This is a genomic window from Acinetobacter sp. TW_SC_4, assembly GCF_054861205.1.
Genome location: NZ_CM142174.1, coordinates 1,803,843 through 1,819,492 on the forward strand (window position 1 = coordinate 1,803,843; position 15,650 = coordinate 1,819,492).

Annotated in this window: 13 protein-coding genes and 1 pseudogene; 10 read left to right on the plus strand and 4 right to left on the minus strand. The window is 41.1% G+C overall.

Annotation, left to right across the window (positions count from 1 at the left end; translation table 11 throughout):
• Window positions 1-177: 177 nt before the first annotated feature.
• The 3 genes and pseudogenes from ACWM1W_RS08645 (at window position 178) to ACWM1W_RS08655 (ending at window position 2,653) form a co-directional block, all read left to right on the plus strand.
• Window positions 178-531, plus strand: a complete 354-nt coding sequence (locus ACWM1W_RS08645; protein WP_448765321.1) for a hypothetical protein — start codon at window positions 178-180, stop codon at window positions 529-531.
• Between the two features lie 323 nt (window positions 532-854).
• Window positions 855-1,826: an aliphatic sulfonate ABC transporter substrate-binding protein gene (locus ACWM1W_RS08650; protein ID WP_313583326.1), complete on the plus strand. Its 972-nt coding sequence runs from the start codon at window positions 855-857 to the stop codon at window positions 1,824-1,826.
• Window positions 1,826-2,653: pseudogene (locus ACWM1W_RS08655) on the plus strand (ABC transporter permease). The gene ACWM1W_RS08650 and the pseudogene ACWM1W_RS08655 overlap by 1 nt, the downstream one beginning before the upstream one ends.
• Window positions 2,654-2,827: 174 nt before the next feature.
• On the opposite strand, the gene prmC reads toward ACWM1W_RS08655, so the two are convergent.
• Window positions 2,828-3,646: a peptide chain release factor N(5)-glutamine methyltransferase gene (prmC, locus tag ACWM1W_RS08660; protein ID WP_375725596.1), complete on the minus strand. Its 819-nt coding sequence runs from the start codon at window positions 3,644-3,646 to the stop codon at window positions 2,828-2,830.
• The gene (gene prfA / locus ACWM1W_RS08665; protein ID WP_034704545.1) at window positions 3,646-4,734 is read right to left on the minus strand and encodes a peptide chain release factor 1; all 1,089 of its coding nucleotides are present in this window, start codon (window positions 4,732-4,734) and stop codon (window positions 3,646-3,648) included. The genes prmC and prfA overlap by 1 nt, the downstream gene beginning before the upstream one ends.
• 354 nt (window positions 4,735-5,088) lie before the next feature.
• Here prfA and ACWM1W_RS08670 point away from each other — a divergent pair, with 354 nt between their 5' ends.
• From ACWM1W_RS08670 to ACWM1W_RS08685, 4 genes are all read left to right on the plus strand, one after another.
• Window positions 5,089-5,517 carry a glycine zipper domain-containing protein gene (locus ACWM1W_RS08670; protein ID WP_375725595.1) on the plus strand — a complete coding sequence of 143 codons (429 nt, stop codon included), beginning with the start codon at window positions 5,089-5,091 and terminating at the stop codon, window positions 5,515-5,517.
• Between the two features lie 249 nt (window positions 5,518-5,766).
• On the plus strand, window positions 5,767-6,216 hold the full coding sequence (locus ACWM1W_RS08675; protein ID WP_375725594.1) for a hypothetical protein: 450 nt from the start codon (window positions 5,767-5,769) through the stop codon (window positions 6,214-6,216).
• 155 nt (window positions 6,217-6,371) lie between these two features.
• Complete coding sequence (locus ACWM1W_RS08680) at window positions 6,372-7,376, plus strand: LLM class flavin-dependent oxidoreductase (protein WP_312307873.1); 1,005 nt, start codon at window positions 6,372-6,374, stop codon at window positions 7,374-7,376.
• Window positions 7,377-7,657: 281 nt separating this feature from the next.
• A complete protein-coding gene (locus ACWM1W_RS08685) occupies window positions 7,658-8,221 on the plus strand; it encodes an NAD(P)/FAD-dependent oxidoreductase (RefSeq protein ID WP_312307874.1) in 564 nt (187 codons plus the stop codon).
• A 199-nt stretch (window positions 8,222-8,420) separates the two neighbouring features.
• On the opposite strand, the gene ACWM1W_RS08690 is transcribed toward ACWM1W_RS08685, so the two are convergent.
• A complete protein-coding gene (locus tag ACWM1W_RS08690) occupies window positions 8,421-9,449 on the minus strand; it encodes an IS701 family transposase (RefSeq protein WP_079281079.1) in 1,029 nt (342 codons plus the stop codon).
• A 121-nt stretch (window positions 9,450-9,570) separates the two neighbouring features.
• Window positions 9,571-10,407: a posphoenolpyruvate synthetase regulatory kinase/phosphorylase PpsR gene (ppsR, locus tag ACWM1W_RS08695; RefSeq protein WP_004783863.1), complete on the minus strand. Its 837-nt coding sequence runs from the start codon at window positions 10,405-10,407 to the stop codon at window positions 9,571-9,573.
• Between the two features lie 154 nt (window positions 10,408-10,561).
• Between ppsR and ppsA the strand changes: the two genes are divergently transcribed.
• From ppsA to cyoA, 3 genes are all read left to right on the plus strand, one after another.
• Window positions 10,562-12,940: a phosphoenolpyruvate synthase gene (gene ppsA / locus ACWM1W_RS08700; protein WP_375725593.1), complete on the plus strand. Its 2,379-nt coding sequence runs from the start codon at window positions 10,562-10,564 to the stop codon at window positions 12,938-12,940.
• A 522-nt stretch (window positions 12,941-13,462) separates the two neighbouring features.
• A complete protein-coding gene (locus ACWM1W_RS08705; RefSeq protein ID WP_375725592.1) occupies window positions 13,463-14,269 on the plus strand; it encodes an RDD family protein in 807 nt (268 codons plus the stop codon).
• A gap of 301 nt (window positions 14,270-14,570) precedes the next feature.
• Window positions 14,571-15,647: a ubiquinol oxidase subunit II gene (gene cyoA, locus ACWM1W_RS08710; RefSeq protein ID WP_005236020.1), complete on the plus strand. Its 1,077-nt coding sequence runs from the start codon at window positions 14,571-14,573 to the stop codon at window positions 15,645-15,647.
• Window positions 15,648-15,650: the final 3 nt, after the last annotated feature.

A 15,650-nucleotide genomic window follows, 5' to 3' on the forward strand; every position in this document is an offset into this window, starting at 1 on the left:
AATCCATATTTTCTCAACAGTTATATTTTTCAAGGCTTACAGCCCAAAAATAGAGGACTGAACGGTCATCCATAATGCTTTGCATTTCCTATTAATATAGTTTATTTTTCAATCAATCTTTAGTGTTTCACTTTTGGCTGTACTCCCTTTTCCTCTTTCCTTGTTGAAGGTATTTCCATGTTAAAGATGACTGATGTTCTTGGACAAAATCTTGTTCAAAACTTCGCCCAGGCTTTAGTTTCTTCGACCGATCTTAATGCAGAGCAATTGAATCAAGGCATCTTGAATGCGTCTGATTCTGCCCTCAAAGATGCTATTGTGCACTTCTTTAACCAGATTGATGCCATTGAAGCTGCGAAATCGCTTGAAATTCCGGCTGAGCGCATCGTTGCATTACAACAAGGTATTGCACTGAAAGATGAGCAATATCTTGCTGATACCGCCAAAGTCGTGGCTCTTTGCCTGGCAATGGAAACTGGTTGCCTAGATCAAGTCGAAGTTTATGACTGTCTGCAAGACTACCCAATATAAGCTATCCAGATTTATAAAATAGTGACTCAAAAAGCGATGCGGATGCATCGCTTTTTTATGGCACTCGTTATTTATAAAATCTCATACTGCAAGGACGAATAATTAAAAAAAACAGCTTATCAATTTATGCCATACTATTTTTAAAATTTTATCTAAGCAAAACCCTTCTATTTTTTATTAAAAAAATTTAATTAAAAACAACCACCTATATTTAAAGCTATTAATTATTTCATTTTTTGATTTGATTATCTCTTTTTCTTTTTTGTGTGCTTATCGATTTACCGCTATGAATGCCAAAAATTTAATTCAAGATTGAGATATTCATGAAAAAAACATTAACAACTTCGGGCCTGACTTTACTCGGTCTTTCTATTTCTCTCTTTACTGGCTTGGCTAACGCAGCGATTCCATCTGAATTAAAATTGGACTATGCCTATTACGCACCGACTAGTCTGGTGGTCAAAGAACAGAAACTGCTAGAAAAAGCTTTACCAAAAACCAAGATTAAATGGGTATTTAGCCAAGGCAGTAACCGCTCACTCGAATATCTAAATAGCGGTAGCACAGATTTTGCTTCTACTGCAGGTTTAGCGGCAGTGCTTAGCCGCGCCAATGGTAGCCCGATTAAAACAGTTTATATCCAGAGCCAGCCTGAATGGACAGCACTGGTCGTCAATAAAGATTCGAATATCAAATCACTGAAAGATCTGAAAGGTAAAAAGATTGCTGCCACTAAAGGTACAGATCCTTTCTTATTTACTTTACAAGCCTTAGATACGATTGGTTTGGGCAAACGTGATGTAGAGCTCGTTCATTTACAGCATCCGGATGGTAAGACTGCGTTAGAGCGCAAACAGGTCGATGGCTGGGCAGGCCTTGATCCTTTAATGGCATCTGCGCAGGCACAGTCAGGTGCAAAATTACTGTATCGCAATGTCAGTTTTAATTCTTATAGCGTACTCAGCGTAAAAGACCAGTTTGCCAAATCCAGTCCGGAAGCGATTGAAGCGGTGATTAAAGCTTATGAACAGGCACGTAAATGGGCTAAAGCCAATCCCGACAAGCTGGCTGAACTTCTGGCACGTGAAGCCAAGCTTCCGATTGAAGTCGCTAAACTTCAACTCAGCCGTACCAATCTAGATCAGAATATTCCAACCACCAAACATACGGGTGCATTACAAAAAGCCAGTCGTATCCTGACTGAAGAAGAACTGGTTCGTAAAGGAACCAATGTCAATCAGGTCGTAACTCAATTATTTGATGCCTGCTATGCAAAAAAGGTTGTAACTAAGTAATGGCTATACCGAAAAGCATCTCGGAACAGTTGAGCGTGGAAGAACAGCCAAAATCCTCTGTGCTACCACGCAGCATTTCGCTAATCAAGCCCCTAACCCTGCCTGTTATTTTTATCGTATTGGTAGAAATACTGGTCCGTAATGGCGTGATCGAACCTTATTTATTGCCTGCACCGAGTAGCCTGTTTCAGTCCTTTACTGAACTGGCTGAGGGCGATTTATGGCAACATATTTGGGCCAGTAGCTGGCGAGTTTTCTTAGGCTTTGGAATTGGTAGTGGATTAGGACTGATCTTTGCGATCCTGGTGGGATTAAACAGACATGCAGAAGATTTTCTGGAACCAACCTTTTCTGCGATTAAATCTATTCCGAGTCTAGCCTGGATTCCGTTACTTTTACTTTGGTTAGGGATTGATGAATCTTCTAAAATCACCTTGATCGCAATTGGTGCCTTCTTCCCGACCTATACCAATACTGTGGCTGCGATTCAGGGTGTGGATCGTAAGCTGATTGAAGTCGTAAAAGTCTATCGCCTGAAATACTGGCAACAAGTTCAGCAAATTGTATTGCCTGCTGCCTCACCAGGAATATTGACTGGCTTAAGGAATAGTCTGAGTTTGTCCTGGATGTTTATGATTGCGGCTGAATTGATTGCTGCCACTTAAGGGATTGACTATCTGCTCAGTGATGGTCGTGAAACTTCACATCCGGATATTGTGATTATTGCGATTATCCTGTTAGCAGTCCTAGGCAAAATCACCGATAGCATTATGAAGTTGTTTGAAAATCGCTTATTGCTTTGGCGGGATGTGATTAAAAAGTCATAATTTATTAGACCTCTTGCGAAAGTATTATTTTTGACTATTTTAGACTTTGATATTTATTTAAAAATCAACGTTTATCACTGATTAAATTTTGACTAACGCAAGAGATCTATTTAATAAAAGCATTAGAAAAGCGACCTATCTAGGCCGCTTTTCTATTAAATCAAGCTTTAAAAATTAATGCGGCCACTGACCTAAAGTTACCCGATCATTGCCGCCATAGTCTTTTACTGTACGGACCTGTTTATAACCAGCTTGAGTAAACAGATGACGAACCGCATCGCCCTGATCATAGCCGTGCTCAAGCACAACCCAGCCATTTACGGTCAGATGTTTTTTGGCTTGCTGAATAATCATCTCAATATCAGCCAGACCATTTTTGTCTGAAACCAGCGCACGTTCCGGCTCAGTTGCCAGATCTGGCATATGCTCATCGTCTGCATCAATATACGGTGGATTAGATACAATCGCATCAAAGAACTGCCGACCAAATGGTTTAAGCCATGAACCAAGGATAAATTGCACCTGATCCAAATCATGCTGTTCTGCATTATATTTGGCAACTTCCAGTGTAGGTTCATAAATATCCGAAGCTGTTACAGACCAGTTCGGGCGCTCAGACGCCAGTGACAAGGCAATGGCGCCTGTACCAGTCCCCAAGTCAACAATTCGCGCATCTTCCGGCAAGTCTAATTTCAGGACTGTTTCGACCAGCACTTCGGTATCCGGGCGTGGCACTAAAGTATCTTTGGTGACTTTAAGATCCAGTGTCCAGAATGGTTGTAAGCCTGTGACATAGGCCAAGGGCTCACCGGCAGCAATCCTCGCCAGACCTTCGACATAGACCTGTTCCTGTTCAGGTGTTAACTGCTGGTCTTTTTTCATTACCAGATCAAAATAATCAATCTTGGTAATGTGTTCCAACAACCAGGCATTTTCCTGACGTTCATAACTTTCAGGTTCACCACGTAAAGCCAGTGCTTCTTGAATGTTCATTAGCCACCATTCTGCTGTGCAAGCATGGCCAGCTGATCAGCCTGATATTCACGATGCAGACTGTCTAATAGCTCAGTCAGATCACCTTCCATTACAGCATCCAGCTTATATAAAGTCAGGTTAATACGGTGATCAGTCATACGGCCTTGTGGATAGTTATAGGTACGAATACGTTCTGAACGGTCACCCGAACCGACTAGGTCACGGCGCATTTCAGAAGTCGCTGCATCTGCTGCGGCACGTTTGGCATTTTCCAGACGTGAAACCAACAAGGCCATCGCTTTGGCTTTGTTTTTATGCTGTGAACGCTCATCCTGACATTCCACCACTGTACCGGTTGGAATGTGCGTAATACGCACCGCAGAGTCAGTTTTGTTAATGTGCTGACCACCGGCACCTGATGCGCGGTAAGTGTCGATACGCAAGTCAGCCGGATTAATGTCGACTGATGTATCTACATCCACTTCTGGAAGAATCGCTACCGTACACGCTGAGGTATGTACACGACCTTGCGATTCTGTCGCAGGTACACGTTGTACACGATGCGCCCCACTTTCAAATTTCAGGCGACCATAAACGCCTTCACCATTCACCAGGCAGATGACTTCTTTATAACCACCATGCTCACCTTCATTTTCAGACAGGATTTCAATACGCCAGCCTTGAGATTCCGCATACTTGCTATACATACGGAATAAATCACCTGAGAAGATTGCCGCTTCATCACCACCAGTTCCGGCACGGATTTCCAAATAAGCAGAGTTAGCATCATTCGGATCTTTTGGGATCATCAGGATATTTAGTTCAGCTTCAAGCTGTTCGATCAGAGCTTTATTTTCCTTGATCTCTTCCTGCGCCATTTCCTTAAAGTCAGGATCAGACAGCATGGCTTGCGCTGTTTCAATATCTTCTTCAGCCTGTTTGTACTTGGTCCAAACGCTGGTAATCTCGGTTAAATCATTATGCTCACGTGATAACTGGCGAAAACGCTTGTTGTCCGAAATCACTTCGACATCTGCCAATAACGCAGTCAATTCTTCATGACGGTCAGAGAGTTGGTCTAATCGTAAACGTAACGATTCTTTCATTTTCTAAAAAATCTCAAACATAAGGCTGTGACTAAACAGTGATTTAGCACAGCGAAATCAAAAAATTGCGCCTAGTTTAACGATTCTCTGGGTCAATGAACATCATTATTCAGTAAGTCAGTGCTTAGATGCAGCGATGTCACCGCTGTTTGTTAACAAATATAAATAAAATCTTCAGTTTTGGATTTTTTCTGCTCAAATCGATCCTTATTTATTTCTCATTTTACAAATTGGCAAATAAACACATTAAATATGGAGGTAGATCTTCACATTCTTTTGGGCATAATTTGTTACATTTTCTGCGTCGAAACACACTAACATATGAAAGTCCTATCAGGGACACGGAGTTACAACATGAAACTCAATGCAATTTTACTGAGCGCTGCAATGGCTGCAGGCTCAATGATGACAGTGAGTGCGCATGCAGACAGTACTGCACGTGTGGCAGCAGCAAGTGCTTTAGGTAGCGTTGCTGGTACTGCACTGGGCAAAAACATGGGGGGCAACACCGGCGCAACAATTGGTGCCGCTTTAGGTGGTGCAGGTGGTGCTGCTGTTGCAAGTAACAAGAAAAACCGTACTGAATCTGCCATTGGTGGTGCTTTAGGTGGCGGTGCTGGTTATACGGTAGGTAAAAACATGGGCGGTTCTAATGGCGGCTATATCGGTTCAGCACTTGGTGCTGCGGGTGGTGCAGCATTAGGTAATAAAATTTCTAAAGATAAAGCAGCCGATCGTGCCAAAGCGAATCGTGCTAAACACTGGAAAAAACGTCACCGTTAATTTCCTGCCCTCAGGCTCTTTAAATTCGACGCTACATTTAACATTAAAAGCACCTGTTTGGGTGCTTTTTTTATTGTACATTTAACACATCCAAATTAATGTAATACATCAACTTATTTGAACAAGATCATGAATAAATTAAGGAGATAAAAATCACAATTCGCCAACACTGCCTCCATGCTATTTGACGGTTGCTAGATTAAATTTATCTCATCAACAAATACAGCTAGATATATAAAAGGTGTACTCATGAATTACAAATCTCTAATGATCGCTGTCGTAGCAACCTCAGCCATGGGTATGACAGCCGCCAATGCCGGAAATACAACGAATACGGCTTTAGCTTCTGCTTTGGGTGGTGTCGTTGGTGCCGCAGTGGGCAATAAAATGGGTGGTACAACTGGCGCAACAATCGGTTCTGCGATTGGCGGTGGTGCTGGTGCCGCAGTAGCAGCGAATAAACGTGACCGTAGTGGCGCGATTATCGGTGGTGCTTTAGGTGGTGGTGCCGGTTATGCCGTAGGTAAAAATATGGCGGGTTCTAATGGCGGCTTAATTGGTGCTGCATTAGGTTCTGCAGGTGGTTCTGCCCTTGGTAAAAAAGTCAGCGAAGACCGTCGTTATGATGACCGTTATGACCGTCGCTATAGTTCAAAAAACTATCGTACTAGCAATTACCGTTATAACCACCGTCGCTAAGATTTCCTCTAATTACTTTTCCTCCTTGAATAAGCATCTTCGGATGCTTATTTTTTTGTCTGTTATTTCGATTTACATATATATCGATTTTTTTCGATATACAAATACAATGCAAAGTCGTATGCTCTTAGTCATGTTTATTCAAGAGTAATATTATGCGTACGCTTACCGATACCCAGTTCTCTATTCTCGAACTGGTTCCAGTTCGTGACGATAAGACCATTCAATTCTCCCTGCAACATGCGCTGGAACTGGCTCAGACTGCAGAACGTCTAGGTTATAGCCGGATGTGGCTGGCCGAGCATCATAATATGGATGGTATTGCCAGCTCAGCGACCGCCGTTCTGTTAGGCTATTTACTGGCGAATACCAATAGCATCAAACTTGGCTCTGGTGGCATTATGCTGCCAAACCATGCGCCCCTTGTAGTAGCAGAGCAATTCGGTACATTAGCGACTTTATATCCAGATCGTATTGAACTGGGGTTGGGCCGTGCTCCGGGTACCGATCAAGTGACCATGCGTGCTTTACGTCGTGGCCGGCAGGAAACTGAAGATCAGTTCCCGCAGGATGTTTTAGAAATTCTGCAATACTTTAAAGATCCGATTCCAGGCCAACGCATTGTGGCAACTCCAGGCCAAAGCACACACGTACCTGTGTGGTTATTAGGTTCGAGCCTGTTTAGCGCACAACTGGCAGCAAAACTTGGTCTACCTTATTCTTTTGCCTCTCACTTTGCTCCGCGTATGCTTGGTCAAGCGATTCAGCTGTATCGGGACAATTTCGAACCGTCTGAATATCTGGATCGTCCTTATGTTTCTATGGGCGTACCAACTTGTGTGGCAGATACAGATGAAGAAGCTGAATATCTGGCAACAAGTGCTTACCAGCGTGTCCTTGCCCTGATTCGCGGTCAAAGCCTGAAATTGAAAGCACCGATTGATTCTATGGAAGGACTCTGGTCACCACCTGAAAAAATGTCTGTCGATAATTTCTTTGCCATGGCACAGGTGGGTTCTAAAGAAACTGTTAAAGCCGGTCTGGAAGCACTCCTAGCAAAATATGATGTAGATGAGTTTATCTTCACCTGTGATATCTATGACACAGAGAAACGTTTGCATAATTTTGAATTGCTGATGCAGATCAAAAACGGGCAATAATGCTGTCTTGCTTTGCCTAATTTATTCTTATCTATATACCTATTCTTCGGAATGGGTATATTTTTTTAAAACTTTATTTGAAAATCTTAAGTTTCCAAATGGATAAATTCATATCTAAGATAGATCTCCTGCTCTTTACTACATCTATCTCCCATTAAAAATACAATAGAAAAAAGAATGACTGTCTAAGTTAAATTTTGAACTTTACCGCTCTAGGGCTTTTGTTAATATCTATAACAAAGCAAATAAGACCAATTATTAAATAATTTTAAGGAAAAACAATGTCCACCAAGCAGGATGCACACGCGGGTATATTTGAGAATCGTCCCGAGAATTTTCAGCATTTTACTGGCATTAAAGTACCCTCTTCCCAGCTCGCTGAACTTGACTGTGCCGGAAAAGATATTGCGATTATCGGTACAGATCAATTTACCGTAAGCCAGCTCAACAAGATTAGCCAGCAAGCTCGCTCAGTAAAAGTTTTTCAGATTAATCCACAATTTGTATTGCCAGGTACTGAACGTGGTTTGCAGCGCCTTCTGAATCATCCCTTGATCATTAAAAATCGACGCCTGTTTAATAACCGGATTAAAAGCATTTTGTCATTACGTTATCTGGAAAATCAGGTGCAGAATTTATGGTTAAGACGTCAACTCATGCCAAATCTTGCAGCTGCATCCAAAGTTTATCTTAAATCAGACCACTATTATGCTGCTCTGCAACGTGAAAATTGCCAACTGATTACCTGGCCTATTGCAAAAATTTCTGAAAATAGTATTCATTGTATTAATGGAGATGAACATCAGGTTGAGCTAATTGTGTATACTTTTCAATCAGAAAATTAATCTATTTTTAGCTCATAAGATTAAAAATTCGCAGTGTATTTGGGAAAATTTGACGCTGAAAGATTGAATTGTTTAGCTCATTGAAGAGCAAATAAGCTTAAAAACCAACTACTGCATTTTTTATTAAAATAATGAATATTTCAATCACTTATACTATTCATATTTTATTTCTATGAAAGTAGTTAGGACTTACGCACTATTATTTATAGATTCTCTGTGGTAGCAGATGATTTTTATCGAGAATAAAGTCATCAATGAAGTTTTTGATAATTGGTCTAAATAATTTCTTCTGCCAACGATATATATTTTCAAAGATCCGCTCAAACTGGTTCTTTTGTATCTCAACGTAGGCCATCAAGGCTGAAAAAATATGATTCAAAATCAGTTTAGATCGTCTTACTTGAAACTTTTCAATATGACAAACCTGTTTAATCACCCGGTGATATTGCTCTATTTTCCAATGACTTGAATGTAATTCATGAAAACCTTCAAAGGACAATAAATCATCTTCATCTTGATGCACAATATAAAACCTCTGCTGTTCTTTTAACTGAGTCTTAAATAATTGTACAAAGCCAAAATCTTTGAGCCAGACCACTTGACCCTGATGGAAATCTGGCAATAAACGCAGTTGAAACCATTGTCCTTTTTCTGGGGAAACCTTACGGTTACAGTCGATACCAAACATAAATCGAATACCATATTTTCTTATGGTTTTTAGATTTCCAGTCGATGAATACCAACTATCACCTGTAATAAATTGAATCTTTGCACCCCAATTGAGTACTTCACTTAACATATCCATAAAGTAATCATTCTTGGTTTTACTTTCAGATTTGTCATAAATTCGGAAATTAATTGGAATATTTTGACCATTTTGATCTGTCGCATACAAGGTAATGAGATTAATACCCTTGACGGATCGGTGGTGTTTGCCTGACCAAAAATAGCTAACCAAGTCCATATGTTGACTATATGGTTTATCTAAAACAGTATCATCAATACTGACTATAAGTTTATTATTATCAATATGTTGAATTGATTCTTGATATAGGTCGTGAGGTGTGTAGTCTTCACGCTCTAGAAAGCGATTTACACTATCATGCGAGATATTATAAGTCTCGGCAAGTTGTGTGCAGCTAATAGAGTTCGGTTCTGTCATGAGAAAGCCCATATAAATGGGTAATGTACAAGTTGCTGTAGAAGCATGTTTAATTCGTCTGATCACAGATACTTTATAAAGCATTTTAATACTTTTTTGAATCCGTCAATGCGTAAGTCCTAGTAGTATTTTTTATTAATTTTTATCTATAAATCAGAGCCAACCAAAGTCTGGCTCTGAATTCTTTTTAGCCAATTCGACGTTTTAGTCCTGTCATTTGTAAGACACGAGTTGAAATTTCTTCAATCGACATTTCCGAGACATTCAGGTACTTGATCCCTTCCGAAATATAGATACCTTCAATTGCACGCAGTTCCATCTGGCACTGGCTAAAGCTGGCATAACGGCTGTTGGCCTTACGTTCCGTACGTATTGCAACCAGACGCTCTGCATCAATCATCAGGCCAAAAAGCTTGTTTTTATGCGGTCTTAGCACTGCTGGCAGGCGGTTATCGTCCAGATCTTCTTCAGTTAGCGGATAGTTCGCTACACGAATTCCAAATTGTAAAGATAAATAAATTGAGGTCGGAGTTTTACCGGAACGCGATACGCCAATCAGGATCAGATCAGCCTTATCATAGTGACGCGTACGCGCACCATCATCATTGTCGAGCGCAAAATGTACGGCATCAATACGCGCCTTATAGGACTCGGAATCGGTCACCGCATGGGTCTGACCGACTAAAGTCGTAGGTTCAGTACCAAGCTCTTCTGATAATTTGCTTATAAGCCCTTCAAAAACATCAAGATTTACTGCATTTGCAGTATTAATAATGTCTCGTACATAGGGATCCACCAACGTATCGAAAACCAAAGGTTTTTGACCATCTTTTTGGGCACGTTCATTGATCTCTGTGACCACATTCATGGCCGCTTCTTCAGAGCTAATATAAGGGATAATATGAATGTCAAAATCCACATGCGGAAACTGCGCTAACAGCGAGTGGCCAAGGGTTTCAGCAGTAATGGCAGTACCATCGGAAATAAAAAACACACTCCGCTGAATTTGTTTACCTTCTGACATTAAAATTCTCCTCAAACATTTGTCTTAGTACTATATAATCTTTATAGTAAACCGATCTTACATGACTGTCGCTTAGTAAAATCAAAAACCTAGAAGATTTGCTATACTCTCATGCCAAGATAGTGATTAATACTGCAAAAGTGGAGTAACAACTTTGGAAGCGCGCGTAATTGGTCTAGAAAAATTAGGGAAGCACGATGTTGAGCTTGTAGGTGGGAAAAACTCATCTCTGGGCGAAATGATCAGCCACTTATCTAATGCTGGTGTATCAGTACCAGGTGGCTTCGCAACAACAGCTGCTGCTTATCGTGAATTTCTCGAGCAAAGTGGCCTAAACGCTAAAATCAATGCAGAGCTTGCTGCACTAAACGTTGATGACGTCAATGCACTTGCTGAAACTGGTGCAAAGATTCGTCAATGGATTGTGGAAACTCCACTTACTGCTGAACTGGAAAAGGAAATTCGTGCAGCTTTTGCAGAACTTTCAAACGGCAACCCTGATATCGCGGTTGCCGTTCGTTCATCTGCGACTGCAGAAGACTTACCTGATGCTTCTTTCGCAGGTCAGCAAGAAACCTTCCTGAATATTCGTGGTATCGACAACGTTCTGATCGCGATCAAAGAAGTGTTTGCATCTTTGTATAACGACCGCGCGATCTCTTACCGTGTACACCAAAACTTTGCGCATGACGTGGTTGCTCTTTCTGCTGGCGTACAACGTATGGTTCGCTCAGAAACTGGTGCTGCTGGTGTAATGTTCACTTTAGATACTGAATCAGGCTTCCGTGATGCAGTATTCATTACAGCTTCTTATGGCTTGGGTGAAATGGTGGTTCAAGGTGCAGTAAACCCGGATGAATTCTATATTTCAAAACCGCTTCTAAACGCAGGCAAACATGCTGTACTGCGCCGCAACTTAGGTTCTAAACACCAGAAAATGATTTATGGTGAAGAAGCAGCTGCAGGTAAATCAGTTGTTGTGGTGGATGTAGAGAAAGCAGATCGTCAACAATTTGCATTGAATGATCACGAACTGCAAGAATTGGCTAAACAAGCATTGATCATTGAAAACCACTACGGTTCTCCAATGGACATCGAGTGGGCGAAAGACGGTGATGACGGCAAAATCTACATCGTTCAGGCGCGCCCTGAAACTGTGAAGAGCCGTGAAAATGTCGGCACGATGGAACGCTACCTGTTAAAGCAACGTGGTACTGTAATCTGTGAAGGCCGTTCAATCGGTCAACGTATCGGTTCTGGTAAAGTCCGCATCGTAACTTCAATTAAAGAAATGGACAAAGTACAAGACGGTGACGTACTTGTATCTGACATGACTGACCCGGATTGGGAACCAGTGATGAAACGTGCTGCTGCGATTGTAACTAACCGTGGTGGTCGTACTTGTCACGCTGCGATCATCGCACGTGAACTTGGGGTTCCAGCTATCGTAGGTTGTGGCAATGCAACTGAAGTGCTGGTAGACGGTCAAGAAGTAACTGTATCTTGTGCTGAAGGTGATACTGGTTTCATCTACGAAGGTGCATTGGATTTCGAAATCCAAACCAACTCTATCGAATCTATGCCAAAACTTCCGTTCAAAATCATGATGAACGTAGGTAACCCGGATCGTGCATTTGACTTCGCGCAAATTCCGAACGGAGGTATTGGTCTTGCTCGTCTAGAGTTCATCATCAACCGTATGATCGGTGTGCATCCTAAAGCATTATTGAACATCGATAGTCTGCCACGTGAAACTCGTGCTGCTGTACTTGCTCGTACTGCAGGTTATGCATCTCCAATCGAATTCTATGTAGAAAAACTGGTTGAAGGTATCTCTACTCTTGCTGCTGCGTTCGCTGACAAACCAGTGATCGTACGTATGTCTGACTTCAAGTCAAACGAATACGCTAACCTGATCGGCGGTAAACTGTACGAACCTGAAGAAGAAAACCCAATGTTGGGTTTCCGTGGTGCAAGCCGTTATGTATCTGACAACTTCCGTGACTGCTTCGAACTTGAATGCCGCGCACTGAAAAAAGTTCGTGACGAAATGGGTCTGACTAACGTTCAAATCATGATCCCGTTTGTACGTACTGTTGCTGAAGCTAAACGTGTTATTGAGCTATTAGGTCAAAACGGTCTGAAACGTGGTGAAAATGGTCTTAAAGTGATCATGATGTGTGAATTGCCAACTAACGCTTTGTTAGCTGAACAGTTCCTTGAACACTTCGATGGTTTCTCTATCGGTTCAAATGACTTGACTCAGTTAACACTTGGTCTGGACCGTGACTCTGGTATTGTTTCTCACCTGTTTGATGAACGTGATCCAGCAGTAAAAGCGCTTCTTTCTATGGCCATCCATGCTTGCCGTAAAGCCGGTAAATATGTAGGTATCTGTGGCCAAGGTCCTTCTGACCACCCAGATCTTGCACAATGGCTGATGGAACAAGGTATTGAATCTGTATCTCTTAACCCAGACTCAGTATTGGATACCTGGTTCTTCCTGTCTGAAGAGAAAGCTCAAAAAGCTTAATTAACTCTTTAAAAAAAGACCCTTTCATAGGGTCTTTTTTTATGTTCTCAATATTACCTAGATATTAGACCTCTTGCGAAAGTATTATTTTTGACTATTTTAGACTTTGATATTTATTTAAAAATCAACGTTTATCACTGATTAAATTTTGACTAACGCAAGAGGTCTATTATCTTAATTATATTTATAGTTAAGTGATTAATCATATGTTTTTTGATTTAACAGAAATCAAATTATTTATATAAGCATAAGCTTCTTAGTGTAATGACAAACAAACACCAACAAACAGCATGATAAAAAATTGCATAATTAAATTTAAGTGAATTTTCACATCTTGATAGCAAAATCATCAATCCTTGCTACACTGTCTCAATTATGGAGGAATTTGGTGATGAACATTCTTGAAAATCCTAAACTTATTCATATATTACATTTATATTCTTTTATTTGTTTTCAGCCTGAAAATACTTAAACTCCTAGTTCAATTTTTGTCTAAATTTATATTTTTGAGATTCAGTTTATATGCAGATTTACTTGGCACGAAATAATCAACAAGCTGGCCCATATACGCTCGAGCAATTAAATCAGATGCTTGCCAACCAACAGGTACTTCTGACTGATTTGGCTTGGCATCAAGGTATGACCGAATGGAAAGCTTTAGGTGAACTCACCCAAGGGAAACTGATCTATCAGCCTGAAGGCTATGTAGCACCAGAAATGCCAGCGACACCTGCCTATCAGGCTCCACAGAACGCAAATGAGTCAAGGACAGACCATCTTCGTGCCCGCAGCTCTCAAAATGTTGCAGCAAAAAAAGAACTGGCGAGTATTCCAAGCCGTATTTTAGCCAAGATTGTGGATCTGCTTTTATGGCTGACTGCGACGTTTATTTTGACCGCATTTTTTACTCCTGAACAGGAAACTCAGTTCGCACAACTGAATCAGGAGTTCATGAATGTGATGTTAAGTAGTGATGCTGACCCTGCCTTGGCACAGCAACTACAGACTCAGATGTTTGACATGTTTTCACAGCAGGCTTGGATTGCGACTGCAATTTACCTGGTGATCATGCTCGCTATTCAGGCCTTTTTAATTGCCAAATCAGGTCAAAGTATCGGTAAAAAACTGACTAAAATTAAGATCGTAGATGCCGAGACTGGTGAAAAAACCAGCTTAATGCGTGCTTTCACTATTCGCAGTGTATTCTTTATTTTCCTGAATATTATCTTCATGCCACTCAGCACAATCATTGACTGGGCGTTCGGTTTAGGGAAAAAACGTCAAACCGTGCACGATAAACTGGCAAAAACCCAAGTCGTTAAACAATAATTAGTCCTGCCATAAAATGGGATGTTTTGGCATCCCATTTTCCTATATAACTTTGAAATTACAATAAAATTCCTATAAATATTCTTGAAATCCGACCGACAAAATCGGTTTTTATTACAGTCATTTAAAGCACCTTTATATATAGCTTAGTTTGGCAATATCAGGCATAATGCCCTACAACGTAGCGGTGTATTATGATTAGAAGGGTGTTTTGTAAAAAAACAGCCTCTTTTATCATGCGACACTTTAATCGCTATCCCATATTAAATTAGGGAATGGGACTCTTCACCGAGGTTGTAAAATGAGACAAACGATTTTAGCTGTATTGTCTTTATCAACGATGGCTGCACTTTTAACAGGGTGTGGTGGTGATCTAGTACTTCTGAACTCTAAGGGTCCAGTTGCTGAAGGCCAAAGTAGCCTGATGATGACTGCGATTTACTTAATGCTATTGGTGGTAATTCCATCAATTATCATGGCATTATGGTTCGGTTGGAAATATCGCGCATCGAATAAAGACGCAGACTATAAACCTACATGGGCACACTCTACTGCGATTGAAATTGTAGTTTGGGGTATCCCTGTCATTATTATTGGTATTTTAGCTTGGTTAACTTGGTGGGGTTCCCACAAGTACGACCCATACCGCCCACTTGAGGCAGATAAAGCACCATTAACAGTTCAGGTTATTGCTGAACAGTTCAAATGGATCTTCATCTACCCAGAACAAAACATTGCGACTGTAAACGAAATTCGCTTCCCAGAGAAAACTCCGGTAAGTCTTCGTTTGACTTCTAACTTCACGATGAACTCATTCTTCATCCCTGCGTTAAGTGGTCAGATCTATGCAATGGCGGGTATGCAAACTCACCTGAACTTAATGGCAGACGAAACTAGCCCAGCTGAAGGCTACCGCGGTTTCTCTTCTAACTATTCAGGCTATGGCTTCTCACAAATGCGCTTCCGTGCACATGCTGTGACTGATGCTCAGTTTGCTGAATGGGTAGCTGCAGTTAAAGCAGGTAACGGTACTTCAGTAAATCCAGAAGCAGTTCAAAAAACTGTTTTAGACCAAGCTGAATTTGCAAGCTTGCGTGACGGTAACCGTGGTAAACACCAAATCGAAGCGATTATTGCAAAAGCTACGACTCCTGAAGAGAAGGCTGCTGCTGAAGCAATGAAGCCTTACCCAACTAAGCCACATCCAGTGACTTACTACTCTTCTGTTGAGCAAGGTTTGTTTGAATCTGTGATCAATAACTACATGAGTAACTATCACGGTGCTGATCACTCAGCGTCTTCTGTTGCTCACCAGGAAGCAGCTGCTTCTGAAGCACATGTAGATGTTGAACATGCGACTGCTTCTCAAGGAGAATAATTC